Origin of the sequence: Tenacibaculum retecalamus (genome assembly GCF_027941755.1) — a bacterium.
In the GTDB taxonomy this organism is placed as follows: Bacteria; Bacteroidota; Bacteroidia; order Flavobacteriales; family Flavobacteriaceae; genus Polaribacter; species Polaribacter haliotis_B.
On sequence record NZ_CP115916.1, the window covers coordinates 930,239 to 956,610 of the forward strand.

General features: G+C 40.6%; 4 protein-coding genes. All 4 read left to right on the forward strand.

Annotated features, from left to right (window positions below; translation table 11 throughout):
• The first annotated feature begins 34 nt into the window (after positions 1-34).
• The 4 genes from PG912_RS04660 to PG912_RS04675 are packed head-to-tail and all read left to right on the forward strand — an operon-like array spanning position 35 to position 26,087.
• Positions 35-850 carry a hypothetical protein gene (locus PG912_RS04660; protein ID WP_275688662.1) on the forward strand — a complete coding sequence of 272 codons (816 nt, stop codon included), beginning with the start codon at positions 35-37 and terminating at the stop codon, positions 848-850.
• On the forward strand, positions 828-22,958 hold the full coding sequence (locus PG912_RS04665) for a tandem-95 repeat protein (RefSeq protein WP_275688663.1): 22,131 nt from the start codon (positions 828-830) through the stop codon (positions 22,956-22,958). Before PG912_RS04660 ends, PG912_RS04665 begins: the two co-directional genes overlap by 23 nt.
• 46 nt (positions 22,959-23,004) lie before the next feature.
• Positions 23,005-23,931, forward strand: a complete 927-nt coding sequence (locus PG912_RS04670; protein WP_275688664.1) for a PorP/SprF family type IX secretion system membrane protein — start codon at positions 23,005-23,007, stop codon at positions 23,929-23,931.
• Between the two features lie 11 nt (positions 23,932-23,942).
• On the forward strand, positions 23,943-26,087 hold the full coding sequence (locus tag PG912_RS04675) for an OmpA family protein (RefSeq protein WP_275688665.1): 2,145 nt from the start codon (positions 23,943-23,945) through the stop codon (positions 26,085-26,087).
• Positions 26,088-26,372 lie beyond the last annotated feature (285 nt).

Sequence of the window (26,372 nt, forward strand, 5' to 3'; positions counted from 1 at the left end):
TGCTTTTTTGTTGCTACTTTTGAGTTTTAACGTAATGTTTGGTCAAAGCTGTTCTACTGAAAGTGTCCAATTTGATTGGGCAGCTATTCATGGTGCAGATGTGCAAAACGGTTCTAATACAGTAACTACTTGTGGTAATTCAAATACTGTTGTTAGTGGTTATGATAATGCAACCAATCTTAATACTGCCTTTCTAGACCCAACACAAGTTGTTGGAGATGGTAGATATAGGATGTCAATGTACGATGCAAATGCAAATGATGAAGTAGTATATAAATTAACCTTTACAAAACCTATAAAGTTAGTTAATTTTGCAATTGATGGAATTGATTCAGGTGGTTCAGGTTGGCAAGATGAAGCGAGTTTTTCTGCTTCATTATCAGGTACCAACGTTCCTTTATCTTTAACAGCTGCATCAGCGACTCCAGTTTTCACGATAGTTGGTCAAACAGCTTCGGCAGTAAGTAGTGGTAGTGGAGGTTTTTCTGCTATTAATGGAAGAGGAACTGTTATTGTAGATTCAAACGGTGGATATATTGATGAGGTAACATTTGTATATAAGGCATTACGAGATGCTACTAATGACTCTCAATTTATTTATCTTCAAAATAATTTTAGCGTTTCATGTTGTGTTGATACAGATGGTGACGGTATAGACGATGTTAGTGATTTAGATGACGATAATGATGGTATTCTTGATACTCAAGAACTTTGTGGAACTAACGCTTCTTCATCATCATCAATTACTATAACAATTGATTTAGATCGAGATGAAAATGAAACAACATGGAGCTTAACAGATGCGTCTTCGGGTAATTTAGGGTCTGGTGGCAACGTATTCAAATGGTGATGAAGTGATTACGCAATCGTTTACTGTTACGGAGTCTGGTGTTTATACATTTACTATAAATGATTCTTTTGGTGATGGTTTGTCTCGTGTAAATGGATCGAATTCAGATAGTACAGCAAGTTATTCCATAACGGTAGATGGCAATGTTGTTTTTTCTTCAGCGAACGCCTTTAATTTTGGAAGTCAAGATGTGCAAGCATTTACTGTAAGTATAGATAATTTTAGTTGCTTGTTAGGAGATCCTTCTGCAGATGACGATAATGACGGAACAGTAAATTATAAAGATGCAGATTATGCAGCAGCAAATGGCTCTACTTTAAATGCAAACGGTACAGTTACTAGTTTAGATACAGATGGCGATGGTATGCCAGATTATTTAGATACTGACTCTGATAACGATAATTGCCCAGATTCAATAGAATCAGGAGGTGTAGATGGTACAAGAGATGGTGTTTTAGATGGTACAGGAATTAGCTCTGTAGGTCAAGTAACAGGAGGCTCAGGAGGTTATAATGGTGTTACAGGAAACGAAGTTTTAGCAACTCAAATAGTTGTAGACGCAACTGCATTAGCAAATCAAAGTATAACAGACGGTGATTCAACTAGTTTTACAATAAGTTCAGTTACACCAACAAATGCTCCATCGGGCGTTAATTATCAATGGTATTTAGGAGACCCAGATTCAGGCGGTACATCGCTAACAGTAGCAGGTGTGTATGGAGGTGTGGCAACAAACACTCTTACAATAAGTAATGTAAGTGGTTTAGATGGTAATGAGTATTTTTTATTGATTACAAGTGATGATAATTTATGTATAAGAGAAACGAATAGTGCAACTTTATCAGTTGTTGCTGCTGTAGATCCTTGTATAGATGGTGCAAGTGCAGACGGTAATCCAACGGCGTCAGATTCTGATGGGGATGGAATTAATGACGTTTGTGATGAAGATGATGATAATGATGGTATTTTAGATCTTATTGAAAAAAGTAACTGTGATATTTCAGAAAAACAAGAAAATATATTATTCAGTGAAGATTTTGGTACAGGAGTAGGAAGAACTACGAATGCAAATGTATTAAATCATACATTTGATACTACAGGAGCTATACCTGATGGTTCTTATGCGGTTGTTGCATCCGACCCTGCACTTACACCAGGTCTTAATGATTACAATCGTACTGATCAGAACGGTAATTTAGATGCAAATATAGATAGAGATACAGAGCCTGCAGGAGGTTCTAACCAGGGTAGATTCTTGTCTATTAATATGATTAATACAGGAAATGTTGATTTTTATAGTCAGCCATTAACCAATTTAATTATTGGTGCAGACTATGAATTTAGGGTAGATTTAGCTGGTATTTGTAATGGTTGTGCTGATTTACCTATTTTTAGACTTGAAGTAAGAACTACTTCGGGTACAGTTTTACATGTAATATCATCAGCAGGATTAGGCGTGCTTAATGACGATATATGGAAGAGAGTAACTTTAAATTTCACCGCTACAACAACAAGTGTAGATATTGTAATTGTCAATGATCAACCAAATGGTTCTTCAGGTAACGATGTAGGTGTAGATAATATAGTTTTTAGTGAATTAGTATGTCCATCAGGTTTTAATGATACAGATAATGATGGTACACCTGATTATTTAGATTTAGATAGTGATAATGACGGCTGTCCAGATTCTATAGAGTCAGGAGGAGTAGATGTGAATAAGGATGGTGTTTTAGATGGCTCTTCTATTGGTACTAATGGTCAGGTAGTAGGAGGTACAGGTGGTTATGATGGACTTAATGGAGCTGAATTAATTAGTGATGTAGTTTCTAATGTCATTATTTCACCAAATCCAGCAGAAATATGTGAAGGGGATGATATTACATTAACAGTAACACCAACAGGAATAAGAACTACAGACTTCGGAACTGTAGCAGATCCAGGAGATGATACTTCAGTGGCAATATCTGCAGGAGATTATACTTATAAATGGTATTTAGGGGCTAGTACTACAGCTTTAACCAATGTTGATCCATACAGTGGAGCTTCAACAAGCTCTTTAACAATAACAAATGCACCAAGCAGTTTCAACGGAAATGTTTATAGAGTTGAAGTAACTACAACAAACAATAGTTGTGTAGAAGAAGATGATGTTACTTTGGTTGTAACTACCGCACCATTAAGTGCTGGAACAGATGGAACGTTAACCGTTTGTGCAGGAACTACTCCAACAGACGCTCAGTTATTTGCAGAGTTAGGTGGAAGTCCAGCAGCAGGAGGAACATGGAGTAATTCAGGATTGACTTATACATATACCCAAACAGCAACAGCGCCATGTACAACAAATAATACAGCAGATGTAGTTGTAACCGAACAAGCCGCACCATTAAGTGCTGGAACAGATGGAACGTTAACCGTTTGTGCAGGAACTACTCCAACAGACGCTCAGTTATTTGCAGAGTTAGGTGGAAGTCCAGCAGCAGGAGGAACATGGAGTAATTCAGGATTGACTTATACATATACCCAAACAGCAACAGCGCCATGTACAACAAATAATACAGCAGATGTAGTTGTAACCGAACAAGCCGCACCATTAAGTGCTGGAACAGATGGAACGTTAACCGTTTGTGCAGGAACTACTCCAACAGACGCTCAGTTATTTGCAGAGTTAGGTGGAAGTCCAGCAGCAGGAGGAACATGGAGTAATTCAGGATTGACTTATACATATACCCAAACAGCAACAGCGCCATGTACAACAAATAATACAGCAGATGTAGTTGTAACCGAACAAGCCGCACCATTAAGTGCTGGAACAGATGGAACGTTAACCGTTTGTGCAGGAACTACTCCAACAGATGCTCAGTTATTTGCAGAGTTAGGTGGAAGTCCAGCAGCAGGAGGAACATGGAGTAATTCAGGATTGACTTATACATATACCCAAACAGCAACAGCGCCATGTACAACAAATAATACAGCAGATGTAGTTGTAACCGAACAAGCCGCACCATTAAGTGCTGGAACAGATGGAACGTTAACCGTTTGTGCAGGAACTACTCCAACAGACGCTCAGTTATTTGCAGAGTTAGGTGGAAGTCCAGCAGCAGGAGGAACATGGAGTAATTCAGGATTGACTTATACATATACCCAAACAGCAACAGCGCCATGTACAACAAATAATACAGCAGATGTAGTTGTAACCGAACAAGCCGCACCATTAAGTGCTGGAACAGATGGAACGTTAACCGTTTGTGCAGGAACTACTCCAACAGATGCTCAGTTATTTGCAGAGTTAGGTGGAAGTCCAGCAGCAGGAGGAACATGGAGTAATTCAGGATTGACTTATACATATACCCAAACAGCAACAGCGCCATGTACAACAAATAATACAGCAGATGTAGTTGTAACCGAACAAGCCGCACCATTAAGTGCTGGAACAGATGGAACGTTAACCGTTTGTGCAGGAACTACTCCAACAGACGCTCAGTTATTTGCAGAGTTAGGTGGAAGTCCAGCAGCAGGAGGAACATGGAGTAATTCAGGATTGACTTATACATATACCCAAACAGCAACAGCGCCATGTACAACAAATAATACAGCAGATGTAGTTGTAACCGAACAAGCCGCACCATTAAGTGCTGGAACAGATGGAACGTTAACCGTTTGTGCAGGAACTACTCCAACAGACGCTCAGTTATTTGCAGAGTTAGGTGGAAGTCCAGCAGCAGGAGGAACATGGAGTAATTCAGGATTGACTTATACATATACCCAAACAGCAACAGCGCCATGTACAACAAATAATACAGCAGATGTAGTTGTAACCGAACAAGCCGCACCATTAAGTGCTGGAACAGATGGAACGTTAACCGTTTGTGCAGGAACTACTCCAACAGATGCTCAGTTATTTGCAGAGTTAGGTGGAAGTCCAGCAGCAGGAGGAACATGGAGTAATTCAGGATTGACTTATACATATACCCAAACAGCAACAGCGCCATGTACAACAAATAATACAGCAGATGTAGTTGTAACCGAACAAGCCGCACCATTAAGTGCTGGAACAGATGGAACGTTAACCGTTTGTGCAGGAACTACTCCAACAGACGCTCAGTTATTTGCAGAGTTAGGTGGAAGTCCAGCAGCAGGAGGAACATGGAGTAATTCAGGATTGACTTATACATATACCCAAACAGCAACAGCGCCATGTACAACAAATAATACAGCAGATGTAGTTGTAACCGAACAAGCCGCACCATTAAGTGCTGGAACAGATGGAACGTTAACCGTTTGTGCAGGAACTACTCCAACAGATGCTCAGTTATTTGCAGAGTTAGGTGGAAGTCCAGCAGCAGGAGGAACATGGAGTAATTCAGGATTGACTTATACATATACCCAAACAGCAACAGCGCCATGTACAACAAATAATACAGCAGATGTAGTTGTAACCGAACAAGCCGCACCATTAAGTGCTGGAACAGATGGAACGTTAACCGTTTGTGCAGGAACTACTCCAACAGACGCTCAGTTATTTGCAGAGTTAGGTGGAAGTCCAGCAGCAGGAGGAACATGGAGTAATTCAGGATTGACTTATACATATACCCAAACAGCAACAGCGCCATGTACAACAAATAATACAGCAGATGTAGTTGTAACCGAACAAGCCGCACCATTAAGTGCTGGAACAGATGGAACGTTAACCGTTTGTGCAGGAACTACTCCAACAGATGCTCAGTTATTTGCAGAGTTAGGTGGAAGTCCAGCAGCAGGAGGAACATGGAGTAATTCAGGATTGACTTATACATATACCCAAACAGCAACAGCGCCATGTACAACAAATAATACAGCAGATGTAGTTGTAACCGAACAAGCCGCACCATTAAGTGCTGGAACAGATGGAACGTTAACCGTTTGTGCAGGAACTACTCCAACAGACGCTCAGTTATTTGCAGAGTTAGGTGGAAGTCCAGCAGCAGGAGGAACATGGAGTAATTCAGGATTGACTTATACATATACCCAAACAGCAACAGCGCCATGTACAACAAATAATACAGCAGATGTAGTTGTAACCGAACAAGCCGCACCATTAAGTGCTGGAACAGATGGAACGTTAACCGTTTGTGCAGGAACTACTCCAACAGACGCTCAGTTATTTGCAGAGTTAGGTGGAAGTCCAGCAGCAGGAGGAACATGGAGTAATTCAGGATTGACTTATACATATACCCAAACAGCAACAGCGCCATGTACAACAAATAATACAGCAGATGTAGTTGTAACCGAACAAGCCGCACCATTAAGTGCTGGAACAGATGGAACGTTAACCGTTTGTGCAGGAACTACTCCAACAGACGCTCAGTTATTTGCAGAGTTAGGTGGAAGTCCAGCAGCAGGAGGAACATGGAGTAATTCAGGATTGACTTATACATATACCCAAACAGCAACAGCGCCATGTACAACAAATAATACAGCAGATGTAGTTGTAACCGAACAAGCCGCACCATTAAGTGCTGGAACAGATGGAACGTTAACCGTTTGTGCAGGAACTACTCCAACAGACGCTCAGTTATTTGCAGAGTTAGGTGGAAGTCCAGCAGCAGGAGGAACATGGAGTAATTCAGGATTGACTTATACATATACCCAAACAGCAACAGCGCCATGTACAACAAATAATACAGCAGATGTAGTTGTAACCGAACAAGCCGCACCATTAAGTGCTGGAACAGATGGAACGTTAACCGTTTGTGCAGGAACTACTCCAACAGACGCTCAGTTATTTGCAGAGTTAGGTGGAAGTCCAGCAGCAGGAGGAACATGGAGTAATTCAGGATTGACTTATACATATACCCAAACAGCAACAGCGCCATGTACAACAAATAATACAGCAGATGTAGTTGTAACCGAACAAGCCGCACCATTAAGTGCTGGAACAGATGGAACGTTAACCGTTTGTGCAGGAACTACTCCAACAGATGCTCAGTTATTTGCAGAGTTAGGTGGAAGTCCAGCAGCAGGAGGAACATGGAGTAATTCAGGATTGACTTATACATATACCCAAACAGCAACAGCGCCATGTACAACAAATAATACAGCAGATGTAGTTGTAACCGAACAAGCCGCACCATTAAGTGCTGGAACAGATGGAACGTTAACCGTTTGTGCAGGAACTACTCCAACAGACGCTCAGTTATTTGCAGAGTTAGGTGGAAGTCCAGCAGCAGGAGGAACATGGAGTAATTCAGGATTGACTTATACATATACCCAAACAGCAACAGCGCCATGTACAACAAATAATACAGCAGATGTAGTTGTAACCGAACAAGCCGCACCATTAAGTGCTGGAACAGATGGAACGTTAACCGTTTGTGCAGGAACTACTCCAACAGACGCTCAGTTATTTGCAGAGTTAGGTGGAAGTCCAGCAGCAGGAGGAACATGGAGTAATTCAGGATTGACTTATACATATACCCAAACAGCAACAGCGCCATGTACAACAAATAATACAGCAGATGTAGTTGTAACCGAACAAGCCGCACCATTAAGTGCTGGAACAGATGGAACGTTAACCGTTTGTGCAGGAACTACTCCAACAGATGCTCAGTTATTTGCAGAGTTAGGTGGAAGTCCAGCAGCAGGAGGAACATGGAGTAATTCAGGATTGACTTATACATATACCCAAACAGCAACAGCGCCATGTACAACAAATAATACAGCAGATGTAGTTGTAACCGAACAAGCCGCACCATTAAGTGCTGGAACAGATGGAACGTTAACCGTTTGTGCAGGAACTACTCCAACAGATGCTCAGTTATTTGCAGAGTTAGGTGGAAGTCCAGCAGCAGGAGGAACATGGAGTAATTCAGGATTGACTTATACATATACCCAAACAGCAACAGCGCCATGTACAACAAATAATACAGCAGATGTAGTTGTAACCGAACAAGCCGCACCATTAAGTGCTGGAACAGATGGAACGTTAACCGTTTGTGCAGGAACTACTCCAACAGACGCTCAGTTATTTGCAGAGTTAGGTGGAAGTCCAGCAGCAGGAGGAACATGGAGTAATTCAGGATTGACTTATACATATACCCAAACAGCAACAGCGCCATGTACAACAAATAATACAGCAGATGTAGTTGTAACCGAACAAGCCGCACCATTAAGTGCTGGAACAGATGGAACGTTAACCGTTTGTGCAGGAACTACTCCAACAGACGCTCAGTTATTTGCAGAGTTAGGTGGAAGTCCAGCAGCAGGAGGAACATGGAGTAATTCAGGATTGACTTATACATATACCCAAACAGCAACAGCGCCATGTACAACAAATAATACAGCAGATGTAGTTGTAACCGAACAAGCCGCACCATTAAGTGCTGGAACAGATGGAACGTTAACCGTTTGTGCAGGAACTACTCCAACAGACGCTCAGTTATTTGCAGAGTTAGGTGGAAGTCCAGCAGCAGGAGGAACATGGAGTAATTCAGGATTGACTTATACATATACCCAAACAGCAACAGCGCCATGTACAACAAATAATACAGCAGATGTAGTTGTAACCGAACAAGCCGCACCATTAAGTGCTGGAACAGATGGAACGTTAACCGTTTGTGCAGGAACTACTCCAACAGACGCTCAGTTATTTGCAGAGTTAGGTGGAAGTCCAGCAGCAGGAGGAACATGGAGTAATTCAGGATTGACTTATACATATACCCAAACAGCAACAGCGCCATGTACAACAAATAATACAGCAGATGTAGTTGTAACCGAACAAGCCGCACCATTAAGTGCTGGAACAGATGGAACGTTAACCGTTTGTGCAGGAACTACTCCAACAGACGCTCAGTTATTTGCAGAGTTAGGTGGAAGTCCAGCAGCAGGAGGAACATGGAGTAATTCAGGATTGACTTATACATATACCCAAACAGCAACAGCGCCATGTACAACAAATAATACAGCAGATGTAGTTGTAACCGAACAAGCCGCACCATTAAGTGCTGGAACAGATGGAACGTTAACCGTTTGTGCAGGAACTACTCCAACAGATGCTCAGTTATTTGCAGAGTTAGGTGGAAGTCCAGCAGCAGGAGGAACATGGAGTAATTCAGGATTGACTTATACATATACCCAAACAGCAACAGCGCCATGTACAACAAATAATACAGCAGATGTAGTTGTAACCGAACAAGCCGCACCATTAAGTGCTGGAACAGATGGAACGTTAACCGTTTGTGCAGGAACTACTCCAACAGACGCTCAGTTATTTGCAGAGTTAGGTGGAAGTCCAGCAGCAGGAGGAACATGGAGTAATTCAGGATTGACTTATACATATACCCAAACAGCAACAGCGCCATGTACAACAAATAATACAGCAGATGTAGTTGTAACCGAACAAGCCGCACCATTAAGTGCTGGAACAGATGGAACGTTAACCGTTTGTGCAGGAACTACTCCAACAGATGCTCAGTTATTTGCAGAGTTAGGTGGAAGTCCAGCAGCAGGAGGAACATGGAGTAATTCAGGATTGACTTATACATATACCCAAACAGCAACAGCGCCATGTACAACAAATAATACAGCAGATGTAGTTGTAACCGAACAAGCCGCACCATTAAGTGCTGGAACAGATGGAACGTTAACCGTTTGTGCAGGAACTACTCCAACAGACGCTCAGTTATTTGCAGAGTTAGGTGGAAGTCCAGCAGCAGGAGGAACATGGAGTAATTCAGGATTGACTTATACATATACCCAAACAGCAACAGCGCCATGTACAACAAATAATACAGCAGATGTAGTTGTAACCGAACAAGCCGCACCATTAAGTGCTGGAACAGATGGAACGTTAACCGTTTGTGCAGGAACTACTCCAACAGACGCTCAGTTATTTGCAGAGTTAGGTGGAAGTCCAGCAGCAGGAGGAACATGGAGTAATTCAGGATTGACTTATACATATACCCAAACAGCAACAGCGCCATGTACAACAAATAATACAGCAGATGTAGTTGTAACCGAACAAGCCGCACCATTAAGTGCTGGAACAGATGGAACGTTAACCGTTTGTGCAGGAACTACTCCAACAGACGCTCAGTTATTTGCAGAGTTAGGTGGAAGTCCAGCAGCAGGAGGAACATGGAGTAATTCAGGATTGACTTATACATATACCCAAACAGCAACAGCGCCATGTACAACAAATAATACAGCAGATGTAGTTGTAACCGAACAAGCCGCACCATTAAGTGCTGGAACAGATGGAACGTTAACCGTTTGTGCAGGAACTACTCCAACAGACGCTCAGTTATTTGCAGAGTTAGGTGGAAGTCCAGCAGCAGGAGGAACATGGAGTAATTCAGGATTGACTTATACATATACCCAAACAGCAACAGCGCCATGTACAACAAATAATACAGCAGATGTAGTTGTAACCGAACAAGCCGCACCATTAAGTGCTGGAACAGATGGAACGTTAACCGTTTGTGCAGGAACTACTCCAACAGACGCTCAGTTATTTGCAGAGTTAGGTGGAAGTCCAGCAGCAGGAGGAACATGGAGTAATTCAGGATTGACTTATACATATACCCAAACAGCAACAGCGCCATGTACAACAAATAATACAGCAGATGTAGTTGTAACCGAACAAGCCGCACCATTAAGTGCTGGAACAGATGGAACGTTAACCGTTTGTGCAGGAACTACTCCAACAGATGCTCAGTTATTTGCAGAGTTAGGTGGAAGTCCAGCAGCAGGAGGAACATGGAGTAATTCAGGATTGACTTATACATATACCCAAACAGCAACAGCGCCATGTACAACAAATAATACAGCAGATGTAGTTGTAACCGAACAAGCCGCACCATTAAGTGCTGGAACAGATGGAACGTTAACCGTTTGTGCAGGAACTACTCCAACAGACGCTCAGTTATTTGCAGAGTTAGGTGGAAGTCCAGCAGCAGGAGGAACATGGAGTAATTCAGGATTGACTTATACATATACCCAAACAGCAACAGCGCCATGTACAACAAATAATACAGCAGATGTAGTTGTAACCGAACAAGCCGCACCATTAAGTGCTGGAACAGATGGAACGTTAACCGTTTGTGCAGGAACTACTCCAACAGACGCTCAGTTATTTGCAGAGTTAGGTGGAAGTCCAGCAGCAGGAGGAACATGGAGTAATTCAGGATTGACTTATACATATACCCAAACAGCAACAGCGCCATGTACAACAAATAATACAGCAGATGTAGTTGTAACCGAACAAGCCGCACCATTAAGTGCTGGAACAGATGGAACGTTAACCGTTTGTGCAGGAACTACTCCAACAGACGCTCAGTTATTTGCAGAGTTAGGTGGAAGTCCAGCAGCAGGAGGAACATGGAGTAATTCAGGATTGACTTATACATATACCCAAACAGCAACAGCGCCATGTACAACAAATAATACAGCAGATGTAGTTGTAACCGAACAAGCCGCACCATTAAGTGCTGGAACAGATGGAACGTTAACCGTTTGTGCAGGAACTACTCCAACAGACGCTCAGTTATTTGCAGAGTTAGGTGGAAGTCCAGCAGCAGGAGGAACATGGAGTAATTCAGGATTGACTTATACATATACCCAAACAGCAACAGCGCCATGTACAACAAATAATACAGCAGATGTAGTTGTAACCGAACAAGCCGCACCATTAAGTGCTGGAACAGATGGAACGTTAACCGTTTGTGCAGGAACTACTCCAACAGACGCTCAGTTATTTGCAGAGTTAGGTGGAAGTCCAGCAGCAGGAGGAACATGGAGTAATTCAGGATTGACTTATACATATACCCAAACAGCAACAGCGCCATGTACAACAAATAATACAGCAGATGTAGTTGTAACTGAACAAGCCGCACCATTAAGTGCTGGAACAGATGGAACGTTAACCGTTTGTGCAGGAACTACTCCAACAGATGCTCAGTTATTTGCAGAGTTAGGTGGAAGTCCAGCAGCAGGAGGAACATGGAGTAATTCAGGATTGACTTATACATATACCCAAACAGCAACAGCGCCATGTACAACAAATAATACAGCAGATGTAGTTGTAACCGAACAAGCCGCACCATTAAGTGCTGGAACAGATGGAACGTTAACCGTTTGTGCAGGAACTACTCCAACAGATGCTCAGTTATTTGCAGAGTTAGGTGGAAGTCCAGCAGCAGGAGGAACATGGAGTAATTCAGGATTGACTTATACATATACCCAAACAGCAACAGCGCCATGTACAACAAATAATACAGCAGATGTAGTTGTAACCGAACAAGCCGCACCATTAAGTGCTGGAACAGATGGAACGTTAACCGTTTGTGCAGGAACTACTCCAACAGACGCTCAGTTATTTGCAGAGTTAGGTGGAAGTCCAGCAGCAGGAGGAACATGGAGTAATTCAGGATTGACTTATACATATACCCAAACAGCAACAGCGCCATGTACAACAAATAATACAGCAGATGTAGTTGTAACCGAACAAGCCGCACCATTAAGTGCTGGAACAGATGGAACGTTAACCGTTTGTGCAGGAACTACTCCAACAGATGCTCAGTTATTTGCAGAGTTAGGTGGAAGTCCAGCAGCAGGAGGAACATGGAGTAATTCAGGATTGACTTATACATATACCCAAACAGCAACAGCGCCATGTACAACAAATAATACAGCAGATGTAGTTGTAACCGAACAAGCCGCACCATTAAGTGCTGGAACAGATGGAACGTTAACCGTTTGTGCAGGAACTACTCCAACAGACGCTCAGTTATTTGCAGAGTTAGGTGGAAGTCCAGCAGCAGGAGGAACATGGAGTAATTCAGGATTGACTTATACATATACCCAAACAGCAACAGCGCCATGTACAACAAATAATACAGCAGATGTAGTTGTAACCGAACAAGCCGCACCATTAAGTGCTGGAACAGATGGAACGTTAACCGTTTGTGCAGGAACTACTCCAACAGACGCTCAGTTATTTGCAGAGTTAGGTGGAAGTCCAGCAGCAGGAGGAACATGGAGTAATTCAGGATTGACTTATACATATACCCAAACAGCAACAGCGCCATGTACAACAAATAATACAGCAGATGTAGTTGTAACCGAACAAGCCGCACCATTAAGTGCTGGAACAGATGGAACGTTAACCGTTTGTGCAGGAACTACTCCAACAGACGCTCAGTTATTTGCAGAGTTAGGTGGAAGTCCAGCAGCAGGAGGAACATGGAGTAATTCAGGATTGACTTATACATATACCCAAACAGCAACAGCGCCATGTACAACAAATAATACAGCAGATGTAGTTGTAACCGAACAAGCCGCACCATTAAGTGCTGGAACAGATGGAACGTTAACCGTTTGTGCAGGAACTACTCCAACAGACGCTCAGTTATTTGCAGAGTTAGGTGGAAGTCCAGCAGCAGGAGGAACATGGAGTAATTCAGGATTGACTTATACATATACCCAAACAGCAACAGCGCCATGTACAACAAATAATACAGCAGATGTAGTTGTAACCGAACAAGCCGCACCATTAAGTGCTGGAACAGATGGAACGTTAACCGTTTGTGCAGGAACTACTCCAACAGACGCTCAGTTATTTGCAGAGTTAGGTGGAAGTCCAGCAGCAGGAGGAACATGGAGTAATTCAGGATTGACTTATACATATACCCAAACAGCAACAGCGCCATGTACAACAAATAATACAGCAGATGTAGTTGTAACCGAACAAGCCGCACCATTAAGTGCTGGAACAGATGGAACGTTAACCGTTTGTGCAGGAACTACTCCAACAGATGCTCAGTTATTTGCAGAGTTAGGTGGAAGTCCAGCAGCAGGAGGAACATGGAGTAATTCAGGATTGACTTATACATATACCCAAACAGCAACAGCGCCATGTACAACAAATAATACAGCAGATGTAGTTGTAACCGAACAAGCCGCACCATTAAGTGCTGGAACAGATGGAACGTTAACCGTTTGTGCAGGAACTACTCCAACAGACGCTCAGTTATTTGCAGAGTTAGGTGGAAGTCCAGCAGCAGGAGGAACATGGAGTAATTCAGGATTGACTTATACATATACCCAAACAGCAACAGCGCCATGTACAACAAATAATACAGCAGATGTAGTTGTAACCGAACAAGCCGCACCATTAAGTGCTGGAACAGATGGAACGTTAACCGTTTGTGCAGGAACTACTCCAACAGACGCTCAGTTATTTGCAGAGTTAGGTGGAAGTCCAGCAGCAGGAGGAACATGGAGTAATTCAGGATTGACTTATACATATACCCAAACAGCAACAGCGCCATGTACAACAAATAATACAGCAGATGTAGTTGTAACCGAACAAGCCGCACCATTAAGTGCTGGAACAGATGGAACGTTAACCGTTTGTGCAGGAACTACTCCAACAGACGCTCAGTTATTTGCAGAGTTAGGTGGAAGTCCAGCAGCAGGAGGAACATGGAGTAATTCAGGATTGACTTATACATATACCCAAACAGCAACAGCGCCATGTACAACAAATAATACAGCAGATGTAGTTGTAACCGAACAAGCCGCACCATTAAGTGCTGGAACAGATGGAACGTTAACCGTTTGTGCAGGAACTACTCCAACAGACGCTCAGTTATTTGCAGAGTTAGGTGGAAGTCCAGCAGCAGGAGGAACATGGAGTAATTCAGGATTGACTTATACATATACCCAAACAGCAACAGCGCCATGTACAACAAATAATACAGCAGATGTAGTTGTAACCGAACAAGCCGCACCATTAAGTGCTGGAACAGATGGAACGTTAACCGTTTGTGCAGGAACTACTCCAACAGACGCTCAGTTATTTGCAGAGTTAGGTGGAAGTCCAGCAGCAGGAGGAACATGGAGTAATTCAGGATTGACTTATACATATACCCAAACAGCAACAGCGCCATGTACAACAAATAATACAGCAGATGTAGTTGTAACCGAACAAGCCGCACCATTAAGTGCTGGAACAGATGGAACGTTAACCGTTTGTGCAGGAACTACTCCAACAGATGCTCAGTTATTTGCAGAGTTAGGTGGAAGTCCAGCAGCAGGAGGAACATGGAGTAATTCAGGATTGACTTATACATATACCCAAACAGCAACAGCGCCATGTACAACAAATAATACAGCAGATGTAGTTGTAACCGAACAAGCCGCACCATTAAGTGCTGGAACAGATGGAACGTTAACCGTTTGTGCAGGAACTACTCCAACAGATGCTCAGTTATTTGCAGAGTTAGGTGGAAGTCCAGCAGCAGGAGGAACATGGAGTAATTCAGGATTGACTTATACATATACCCAAACAGCAACAGCGCCATGTACAACAAATAATACAGCAGATGTAGTTGTAACCGAACAAGCCGCACCATTAAGTGCTGGAACAGATGGAACGTTAACCGTTTGTGCAGGAACTACTCCAACAGATGCTCAGTTATTTGCAGAGTTAGGTGGAAGTCCAGCAGCAGGAGGAACATGGAGTAATTCAGGATTGACTTATACATATACCCAAACAGCAACAGCGCCATGTACAACAAATAATACAGCAGATGTAGTTGTAACCGAACAAGCCGCACCATTAAGTGCTGGAACAGATGGAACGTTAACCGTTTGTGCAGGAACTACTCCAACAGACGCTCAGTTATTTGCAGAGTTAGGTGGAAGTCCAGCAGCAGGAGGAACATGGAGTAATTCAGGATTGACTTATACATATACCCAAACAGCAACAGCGCCATGTACAACAAATAATACAGCAGATGTAGTTGTAACCGAACAAGCCGCACCATTAAGTGCTGGAACAGATGGAACGTTAACCGTTTGTGCAGGAACTACTCCAACAGACGCTCAGTTATTTGCAGAGTTAGGTGGAAGTCCAGCAGCAGGAGGAACATGGAGTAATTCAGGATTGACTTATACATATACCCAAACAGCAACAGCGCCATGTACAACAAATAATACAGCAGATGTAGTTGTAACCGAACAAGCCGCACCATTAAGTGCTGGAACAGATGGAACGTTAACCGTTTGTGCAGGAACTACTCCAACAGACGCTCAGTTATTTGCAGAGTTAGGTGGAAGTCCAGCAGCAGGAGGAACATGGAGTAATTCAGGATTGACTTATACATATACCCAAACAGCAACAGCGCCATGTACAACAAATAATACAGCAGATGTAGTTGTAACCGAACAAGCCGCACCATTAAGTGCTGGAACAGATGGAACGTTAACCGTTTGTGCAGGAACTACTCCAACAGACGCTCAGTTATTTGCAGAGTTAGGTGGAAGTCCAGCAGCAGGAGGAACATGGAGTAATTCAGGATTGACTTATACATATACCCAAACAGCAACAGCGCCATGTACAACAAATAATACAGCAGATGTAGTTGTAACCGAACAAGCCGCACCATTAAGTGCTGGAACAGATGGAACGTTAACCGTTTGTGCAGGAACTACTCCAACAGACGCTCAGTTATTTGCAGAGTTAGGTGGAAGTCCAGCAGCAGGAGGAACATGGAGTAATTCAGGATTGACTTATACATATACCCAAACAGCAACAGCGCCATGTACAACAAATAATACAGCAGATGTAGTTGTAACCGAACAAGCCGCACCATTAAGTGCTGGAACAGATGGAACGTTAACCGTTTGTGCAGGAACTACTCCAACAGATGCTCAGTTATTTGCAGAGTTAGGTGGAAGTCCAGCAGCAGGAGGAACATGGAGTAATTCAGGATTGACTTATACATATACCCAAACAGCAACAGCGCCATGTACAACAAATAATACAGCAGATGTAGTTGTAACCGAACAAGCCGCACCATTAAGTGCTGGAACAGATGGAACGTTAACCGTTTGTGCAGGAACTACTCCAACAGATGCTCAGTTATTTGCAGAGTTAGGTGGAAGTCCAGCAGCAGGAGGAACATGGAGTAATTCAGGATTGACTTATACATATACCCAAACAGCAACAGCGCCATGTACAACAAATAATACAGCAGATGTAGTTGTAACCGAACAAGCCGCACCATTAAGTGCTGGAACAGATGGAACGTTAACCGTTTGTGCAGGAACTACTCCAACAGACGCTCAGTTATTTGCAGAGTTAGGTGGAAGTCCAGCAGCAGGAGGAACATGGAGTAATTCAGGATTGACTTATACATATACCCAAACAGCAACAGCGCCATGTACAACAAATAATACAGCAGATGTAGTTGTAACCGAACAAGCCGCACCATTAAGTGCTGGAACAGATGGAACGTTAACCGTTTGTGCAGGAACTACTCCAACAGACGCTCAGTTATTTGCAGAGTTAGGTGGAAGTCCAGCAGCAGGAGGAACATGGAGTAATTCAGGATTGACTTATACATATACCCAAACAGCAACAGCGCCATGTACAACAAATAATACAGCAGATGTAGTTGTAACCGAACAAGCCGCACCATTAAGTGCTGGAACAGATGGAACGTTAACCGTTTGTGCAGGAACTACTCCAACAGACGCTCAGTTATTTGCAGAGTTAGGTGGAAGTCCAGCAGCAGGAGGAACATGGAGTAATTCAGGATTGACTTATACATATACCCAAACAGCAACAGCGCCATGTACAACAAATAATACAGCAGATGTAGTTGTAACCGAACAAGCCGCACCATTAAGTGCTGGAACAGATGGAACGTTAACCGTTTGTGCAGGAACTACTCCAACAGACGCTCAGTTATTTGCAGAGTTAGGTGGAAGTCCAGCAGCAGGAGGAACATGGAGTAATTCAGGATTGACTTATACATATACCCAAACAGCAACAGCGCCATGTACAACAAATAATACAGCAGATGTAGTTGTAACCGAACAAGCCGCACCATTAAGTGCTGGAACAGATGGAACGTTAACCGTTTGTGCAGGAACTACTCCAACAGACGCTCAGTTATTTGCAGAGTTAGGTGGAAGTCCAGCAGCAGGAGGAACATGGAGTAATTCAGGATTGACTTATACATATACCCAAACAGCAACAGCGCCATGTACAACAAATAATACAGCAGATGTAGTTGTAACCGAACAAGCCGCACCATTAAGTGCTGGAACAGATGGAACGTTAACCGTTTGTGCAGGAACTACTCCAACAGATGCTCAGTTATTTGCAGAGTTAGGTGGAAGTCCAGCAGCAGGAGGAACATGGAGTAATTCAGGATTGACTTATACATATACCCAAACAGCAACAGCGCCATGTACAACAAATAATACAGCAGATGTAGTTGTAACCGAACAAGCCGCACCATTAAGTGCTGGAACAGATGGAACGTTAACCGTTTGTGCAGGAACTACTCCAACAGACGCTCAGTTATTTGCAGAGTTAGGTGGAAGTCCAGCAGCAGGAGGAACATGGAGTAATTCAGGATTGACTTATACATATACCCAAACAGCAACAGCGCCATGTACAACAAATAATACAGCAGATGTAGTTGTAACCGAACAAGCCGCACCATTAAGTGCTGGAACAGATGGAACGTTAACCGTTTGTGCAGGAACTACTCCAACAGACGCTCAGTTATTTGCAGAGTTAGGTGGAAGTCCAGCAGCAGGAGGAACATGGAGTAATTCAGGATTGACTTATACATATACCCAAACAGCAACAGCGCCATGTACAACAAATAATACAGCAGATGTAGTTGTAACCGAACAAGCCGCACCATTAAGTGCTGGAACAGATGGAACGTTAACCGTTTGTGCAGGAACTACTCCAACAGACGCTCAGTTATTTGCAGAGTTAGGTGGAAGTCCAGCAGCAGGAGGAACATGGAGTAATTCAGGATTGACTTATACATATACCCAAACAGCAACAGCGCCATGTACAACAAATAATACAGCAGATGTAGTTGTAACCGAACAAGCCGCACCATTAAGTGCTGGAACAGATGGAACGTTAACCGTTTGTGCAGGAACTACTCCAACAGACGCTCAGTTATTTGCAGAGTTAGGTGGAAGTCCAGCAGCAGGAGGAACATGGAGTAATTCAGGATTGACTTATACATATACCCAAACAGCAACAGCGCCATGTACAACAAATAATACAGCAGATGTAGTTGTAACCGAACAAGCCGCACCATTAAGTGCTGGAACAGATGGAACGTTAACCGTTTGTGCAGGAACTACTCCAACAGACGCTCAGTTATTTGCAGAGTTAGGTGGAAGTCCAGCAGCAGGAGGAACATGGAGTAATTCAGGATTGACTTATACATATACCCAAACAGCAACAGCGCCATGTACAACAAATAATACAGCAGATGTAGTTGTAACCGAACAAGCCGCACCATTAAGTGCTGGAACAGATGGAACGTTAACCGTTTGTGCAGGAACTACTCCAACAGATGCTCAGTTATTTGCAGAGTTAGGTGGAAGTCCAGCAGCAGGAGGAACATGGAGTAATTCAGGATTGACTTATACATATACCCAAACAGCAACAGCGCCATGTACAACAAATAATACAGCAGATGTAGTTGTAACCGAACAAGCCGCACCATTAAGTGCTGGAACAGATGGAACGTTAACCGTTTGTGCAGGAACTACTCCAACAGATGCTCAGTTATTTGCAGAGTTAGGTGGAAGTCCAGCAGCAGGAGGAACATGGAGTAATTCAGGATTGACTTATACATATACCCAAACAGCAACAGCGCCATGTACAACAAATAATACAGCAGATGTAGTTGTAACCGAACAAGCCGCACCAAATGCAGGAATGTTAAGTGGAACACAAGAAATTTGTGTAACAGGAACAACAAGTTTAACAAGTGATGGAGATGCAGGAAACTGGAGTTCATCAGATAATTTAATAGCAACAGTTGATATTTCAACGGGAGTTGTAACCGGAGTTGCAGCAGGAACGGCAACGATTACTTATACAGTAACAGGAACTGGAGGATGTTCAAATGCAACAGAAACAAGAACAGTAACAGTAACTGCAGCACCAAAAGAACCTTTATTCACTCAAGGAAATTCAACATGTAGTGTTGGAACAGGAAGTATAATAGTAACAAGCCCTGTTGCAGGTTTAACATATACTTTGACAGGGGTTACGCCAGTGGTAGCATCTCAAACGGGAACAAGTTTTACAAGTCTAGTTTCAGGAACATATGAATTAACAGCAATGAATGGAACAGGATGTATTTCTCCTGCTGTTTCAATAACGATTATTTATAATTGTACAAATGCAATAGCGGACATAGTAAACACATACGATGGTATTGCTGTAAGTGGAAACGTATTAACAAACGATTTCGATTTAGAGGGAGATACTCAAACGGTAAGTTCAAATACCCAACCAACGAATGGAACAGTGGTAATGAACCCTGATGGAAGTTATACTTACACACCAAATACAGGGTTTACAGGCGAAGATAGTTTTATATATACTGTATGTGATGATGGAACACCACATGCATGTGCTACGGCAACAGTAACGGTAGAAGTATTACCAGTAACAAGTTCAGGAGTAAATGATGCACCAATAGCAAACAATGATATTGGAATCACAGAATCAGGAACACCAGTAACTGGAGATTTATTATCAAATGATTTTGATCCAAACGGCGATACAATTACGATTAATACAGTGCCAGTAGGTAATCCAACAAACGGAACTGTAACAATCAATTCTGACGGAACGTATGTTTATACACCAAACCCAGGATTTGTAGGCGAAGACAGTTTTACGTATACTATATGTGATGATGGAACACCACAAGCTTGTGATACAGCTACGGTAACGATTACGGTAACGGAGACAAATACAGAAAATAACTTGTATGCAATCGACGATGCATTTAACGGAGATGAAGATGGCGTGATTTCGGGAGATTTATTATCGAATGATTTTGATCCAGAAGGTGATAATATAACAATCACTACCACAGCAGTAACTGGACCAACCAATGGAGTTTTAGTAATCAACACTGACGGAACGTTTACATACACACCAAATGCAGGTTATACAGGAACAGATAGTTTTGTGTACACTATATGTGATGATGGAACACCACCAGTATGTGACAATGGAACGGTTTACTTAACAGTAAATGCAATAAACACGACTCATGCAATAGCGGACATCGTAAACACATATGATGGTATAGCGGTAAGTGGAAACGTATTAACAAACGATTTCGATTTAGAGGGAGATACTCAAACGGTAAGTTCAAATACACAACCAACGAATGGAACAGTGGTAATGAACCCTGATGGAAGTTATACTTACACACCAAATGCAGGATTTACAGGCGAAGATAGTTTTACATATACTGTATGTGATGATGGAACACCACAAGAGTGTGCTACGGCAACAGTAACGGTAGAAGTATTACCAGTAACAAGTTCAGGAGTAAATGATGCACCAATAGCAAACAACGATATTGGAATCACAGAATCAGGAACACCAGTAACTGGAGATTTATTATCAAATGATTTTGATCCAAACGGCGATACAATTACTATTAATACAGTGCCAGTAGGTAATCCAACAAACGGAACTGTAACAATCAATGCTGACGGAACGTATGTTTATACACCAAACCCAGGATTTGTAGGCGAAGACAGTTTTACGTATACTATATGTGATGATGGAACACCACAAGCTTGTGATACAGCTACGGTAACGATTACGGTAACGGAGACAAATACAGAAAATAACTTGTATGCAATCGACGATGCATTTAACGGAGATGAAGATGGCGTGATTTCGGGAGATTTATTATCGAATGATTTTGATCCAGAAGGTGATAATATAACAATCACTACCACAGCAGTAACTGGACCAACCAATGGAGTTTTAGTAATCAACACTGACGGAACGTTTACATACACACCAAATCCAGGTTATTCAGGAACAGATAGTTTTGTATATACGATATGTGATGATGGAACACCACTAGTATGTGACAATGCAACGGTTTATTTAACTGTAAATCCAAAAGATACAGATGGAGATGGAATACCAGATTATGTAGATGTAGATGATGATAATGATGGAATACCTGATACAGAAGAAGGAGATGGTATTACAGATACTGACGAAGATGGAATACCAGATAGTTTAGATTTAGATAGTGATAATGACGGAATTTTAGATGTAAATGAAGGAGGAGATGGTGATTTAGACACAAACGATGATGGAGTTATTGATGCAAATGATAATGGTTTCTCAGATATAAACAATGATGGACAGGCAGATGATTCTGAAAATCCAGGAGACGAAGAGCCAGATACCGATGGCGATGGCGTTCCAGATTATCAAGATTTAGACAGTGATAATGACGGAATCAACGATGTTATCGAAGATGAAAATGTTGATGTTAATAATGACGGAATCGCAGATGGACCTGATAGTGATGGTGACGGAATTGTAGATAGCGCAGATGCAGACGATGCTAACTTCGGAGAAGGAAACGGAGGAGAGCCAGACAATACAGACAGTGATGGCGATGGCGTTCCAGATTATCAAGATTTAGATAGTGATGACGACGGAATTAATGATGTTGTAGAAGGTGGTAATGAAGATTCAGATACAAATGATGACGGAATTGTTGATGGGCCAGATAGTGATGGTGATGGAATTCAAGATGAAGTTGATGAAGATGACGGAAACTTTGGTGATGCAGGAAACACAGATGTAAACGATACCGATCCAACCGATCCAACTGATGGAGGTAATGGAACAGTTGGTGACAGTGGAACAGATAATGATGGAGATGGAATTGCTGACAGTGTAGATGGCGATGATGATATTTTCGGAGATGCTGTTGATTTAGATACTTGTGTTGAAGTGTACAACGAGTTTTCACCAAACGATGATAATAAAAATGATTACCTTGTAATAGGTTGTATTGAGAATTTCCAAAACAATACTTTAGAGATATTTAACAGATGGGGGAACACAGTATATAAAGTTAAAGGATATAACAATACAGATAAAGTATTTAGAGGTATCTCTAACGGACGTGTAAATGTTAGTGTAGATGAAAAATTACCTGTTGGAACTTATTTTTATATGTTAGATTTAGGAAATGGTTCTAAAGTAAGAAAAGGTTGGATTTATATTAATAGATAATTAATACTTTTACAAAAAAATAAATTGAAATAAAATTTTATATAAAATGAAATTATTTTTAAGTATAATCTTGGTATGTGCATTTAGTATATGCATGGTTACAAATGTACAAGCACAGCAAGACCCTCAATATACACAGTATATGTATAACACAATGAGTGTGAATCCTGCTTATGCTGGTTCTAAAGGCTATGGTGTTATTACCGCTATTGGAAGAACGCAATGGGTAGGTTTCGAAGGAGCTCCAAATACACAAAATATAAGTTATGATACTCCTATAGGGTATTCAGGCTTAGGTTTAGGAGTAAATTTAATGAATGATGAGATAGGTCCCTCTAGAGAGATTTATTTAGATGCAAATCTATCGTATACTATCGAAACAGGTGATGAAGGTAATTTCGCTTTTGGTTTACGTTTAGGAGGTAGATTATTAAATATAGACTGGAGTAGAGGAAAAGCAAATCAAGATGAACCAATTTTTGGAGAAAATATAAATAAATTTTTACCAACTGTTGGAGCCGGAATTTATTACCATAAACCAGAATGGTATGTAGGTTTATCTGTCCCTAACATTTTAAGGATGGAACATTATGATGGAAATTTAGCAAATGCACAAACAACAGCCATTGAAAGAATGCACTTTTTCTTTATAGCTGGATATGTATATGATATAAATGAAGATTTAAAGTTTAAACCAGCAGCTTTAGTAAAAGCAGTTTCAGGAGCACCTTTATCTTTAGATATATCAGCTAATTTTCTATTTAATGAAAAGTTTAGAGCAGGTATAGGTTGGAGATGGGATGATTCTATTAGTGCACTTTTAGGTTTTCAAGTATCAGATAAATTACTTATCGGGTATTCATATGATTTAACAACCTCTAATTATAACGTAACAAACTCAGGAACCCACGAGATTATGTTACAATACGATTTATTAAGAAATACAAAGTTTAGATCCCCTCGATTCTTTTAAAATTATAATATATGAATTTAAAAAAAACGTTATTACTACTAGTTTTAGTTATAACTGTTAAAAGTTTTGGGCAAAATAAAAAAGTTGCTGATCGTTATTTTGATGAGTTTTCTTATGTGCAATCAGCTAAATTATACAAAGCGCTAGTAGAGGAAAAAGGAGATACTTCTAAACATGTTTTAAGTCGTTTAGCAGCCTCTTATTATAATAATGCAGAAACTGAAGAAGCCGAGCTTTGGTATAAAAAACTTGTTTTAACGCATAGTAAAAAATTAGAAGACAAGCATTTATTTAAATACGCGCAAGTATTAAGAAGTAACGGTAAGTACCAAAAGTCGGATTCAATTTTTTTATTATTAGCATCTTCGGATAATAGTAACAGAAAAAAAGAGCTTAAAAAAGATGATTACTTATTAGATTATTCTAAAAAAGAAGTGCGAATTGGGGTTCGAAATTTGGCTATTAATACCGAATTTTCTGATTTTGGAGGTTTTTTGTTAAACGGAAAATCATATTATACATCAGCAGTTCCAAAGGGAATTAAAAAAGAGCGAATTTATAAATGGAACAATCAACCATTTTTAAATATCTATAGTGCAGATGAAGAAATTAAAACACTCGAAGAAAACGAAAAAGATACAGTTTTAACATTAGTAAATCGTCGTTTAATTGATGTGCCTATTACATCAGAGTTTCACGAGTCTACTCCCGTTTTTACCAAAGATGGAAGAACAATTTATTTTACTCGTAATAATGCGAATGGTAAAAAAGCACGTAAGGATAAAAAAAATACTTCAAATTTAAAAATTTATACAGCAAGTTTTGTAAACGGGTACTGGGTAAATGTAAAAGAATTACCATTTAATAATGATGCATATTCTGTGGGGCATCCTGCTTTGAGTACAGATGAAAAGACATTGTATTTTGTATCTAATATGCCTGGTGGTTTTGGAGGAACAGATATTTACAAAGCAACCGTTTTAGGAAATAACGAATTTGGAACTCCAGTTAATTTAGGAGAAAAAATCAATACTTCAGATAAAGAAATGTTTCCTTTTGTCGGAGAGGACAATACCTTGTATTTTTCATCAAACGGACATTTAGGTTTGGGACTTTTAGATATATTTCAATCTAAAATAGCACAAGATTCTATTTATTCAAAAGCTGAAAATTTAGGGGCACCATTTAATAGTAAAAGAGATGATTTTTCTTTTTATATAAGTGAAAAAGGTAAAAAAGGATTCTTTTCTTCTAATAGAAAAGAAGGTAAAGGAGACGATGATATTTATAGTTTTTACCTATATACAGATCCGCCAATTTGTGCTGAATCAGTTGAAGGTATCGTAACAGAAACAATAAATAATACACCTATAGATGGAGCCTTGGTTAAATTAGTTAATAGTGAAGGTAAAGTTGTAAAAGAAACACTATCTAATAGTGTTGGTAAATATGTTTTTGAAGATATTTTATGTGATAATTCGTACACTGTTTTAGCAGGTAAGTTAGATCATAAATCGAAAGACAAAAAGAGAGTTACTATTACTAAAGGAGAAGCAAGTATTGCTAATTTAGGGCTAACACCTTTAATTGTAGGAAATCAAATTGTTATTAATCCAATCTTTTTTGATTACGGGAAATCTGTTATTAGAGAGGATGCACAATATGAATTAGAGAGTATTGTAATGGTTATGACAAACCATCCGGAAGTAACTATTAAAATTGAAGCACATACAGATAGTAGAGGTAAAAGAAGTTTTAATAGAAAATTATCAGATCAAAGAGCTAAATCTACCAGAGATTATATTTTATCAAGAGGTATTCGTAAAGATAGAATCGTGAGCGCTGTAGGTTACGGAGAAGATCAGCTATTAAATAAATGTAATGATGTGAATAAGAATAAATGTACCGAAGAAGAGCATCAAGAAAATAGGCGTTCTTATTTCTATATTGTAAAAGGTACAGATAAAATTAAAGCAAGACAAGTTGCTCAAAAAGTTGCAGAAAGAAAAAGAATAAGTAAAAAGAATAATTTTTTACTTTTCTTAAAAAGAAATTTTAAAAAGCCTAAAAATTCCGCAAGTGATAAATGTGTTATAGGAAAAGAGGAGGATTGCGACACAGATAAAAAAGATTTTAAAATCGATTATAAAAACTAATTTAGTTCCCCATAAATTTGTATTTTATGCTTAAAAGCTCCTTTATAGGAGCTTTTTTTGTTATATATAGAAGTCTGATATAAATAGTTACATCTATTTTAAGAAAGAAAAAATAATTTTAGATGAATCTAGTCCTTTATTGTAATTCGATGTTTTTTTAAAGTTGTATTAAAATGTTGGATAGTTGTTTATTTTAATCGTGAATAAGACACATATAACCGTATGTAAAGCTATATTTAAGCTGGTTTTAAAGGTTGTTTATTTATTATAAACAAAGTATTCAAA

Bases quoted from the DNA above. Each gene is read 5' to 3' on its own strand.
- PG912_RS04670 (WP_275688664.1), top strand. From the start codon at position 23,005: ATGAAATTATTTTTAAGTATAATCTTGGTATGTGCATTTAGTATATGC.
- PG912_RS04675 (WP_275688665.1), top strand. From the start codon at position 23,943: ATGAATTTAAAAAAAACGTTATTACTACTAGTTTTAGTTATAACTGTT.
- PG912_RS04660 (WP_275688662.1), top strand. From the start codon at position 35: ATGTTTGGTCAAAGCTGTTCTACTGAAAGTGTCCAATTTGATTGGGCA.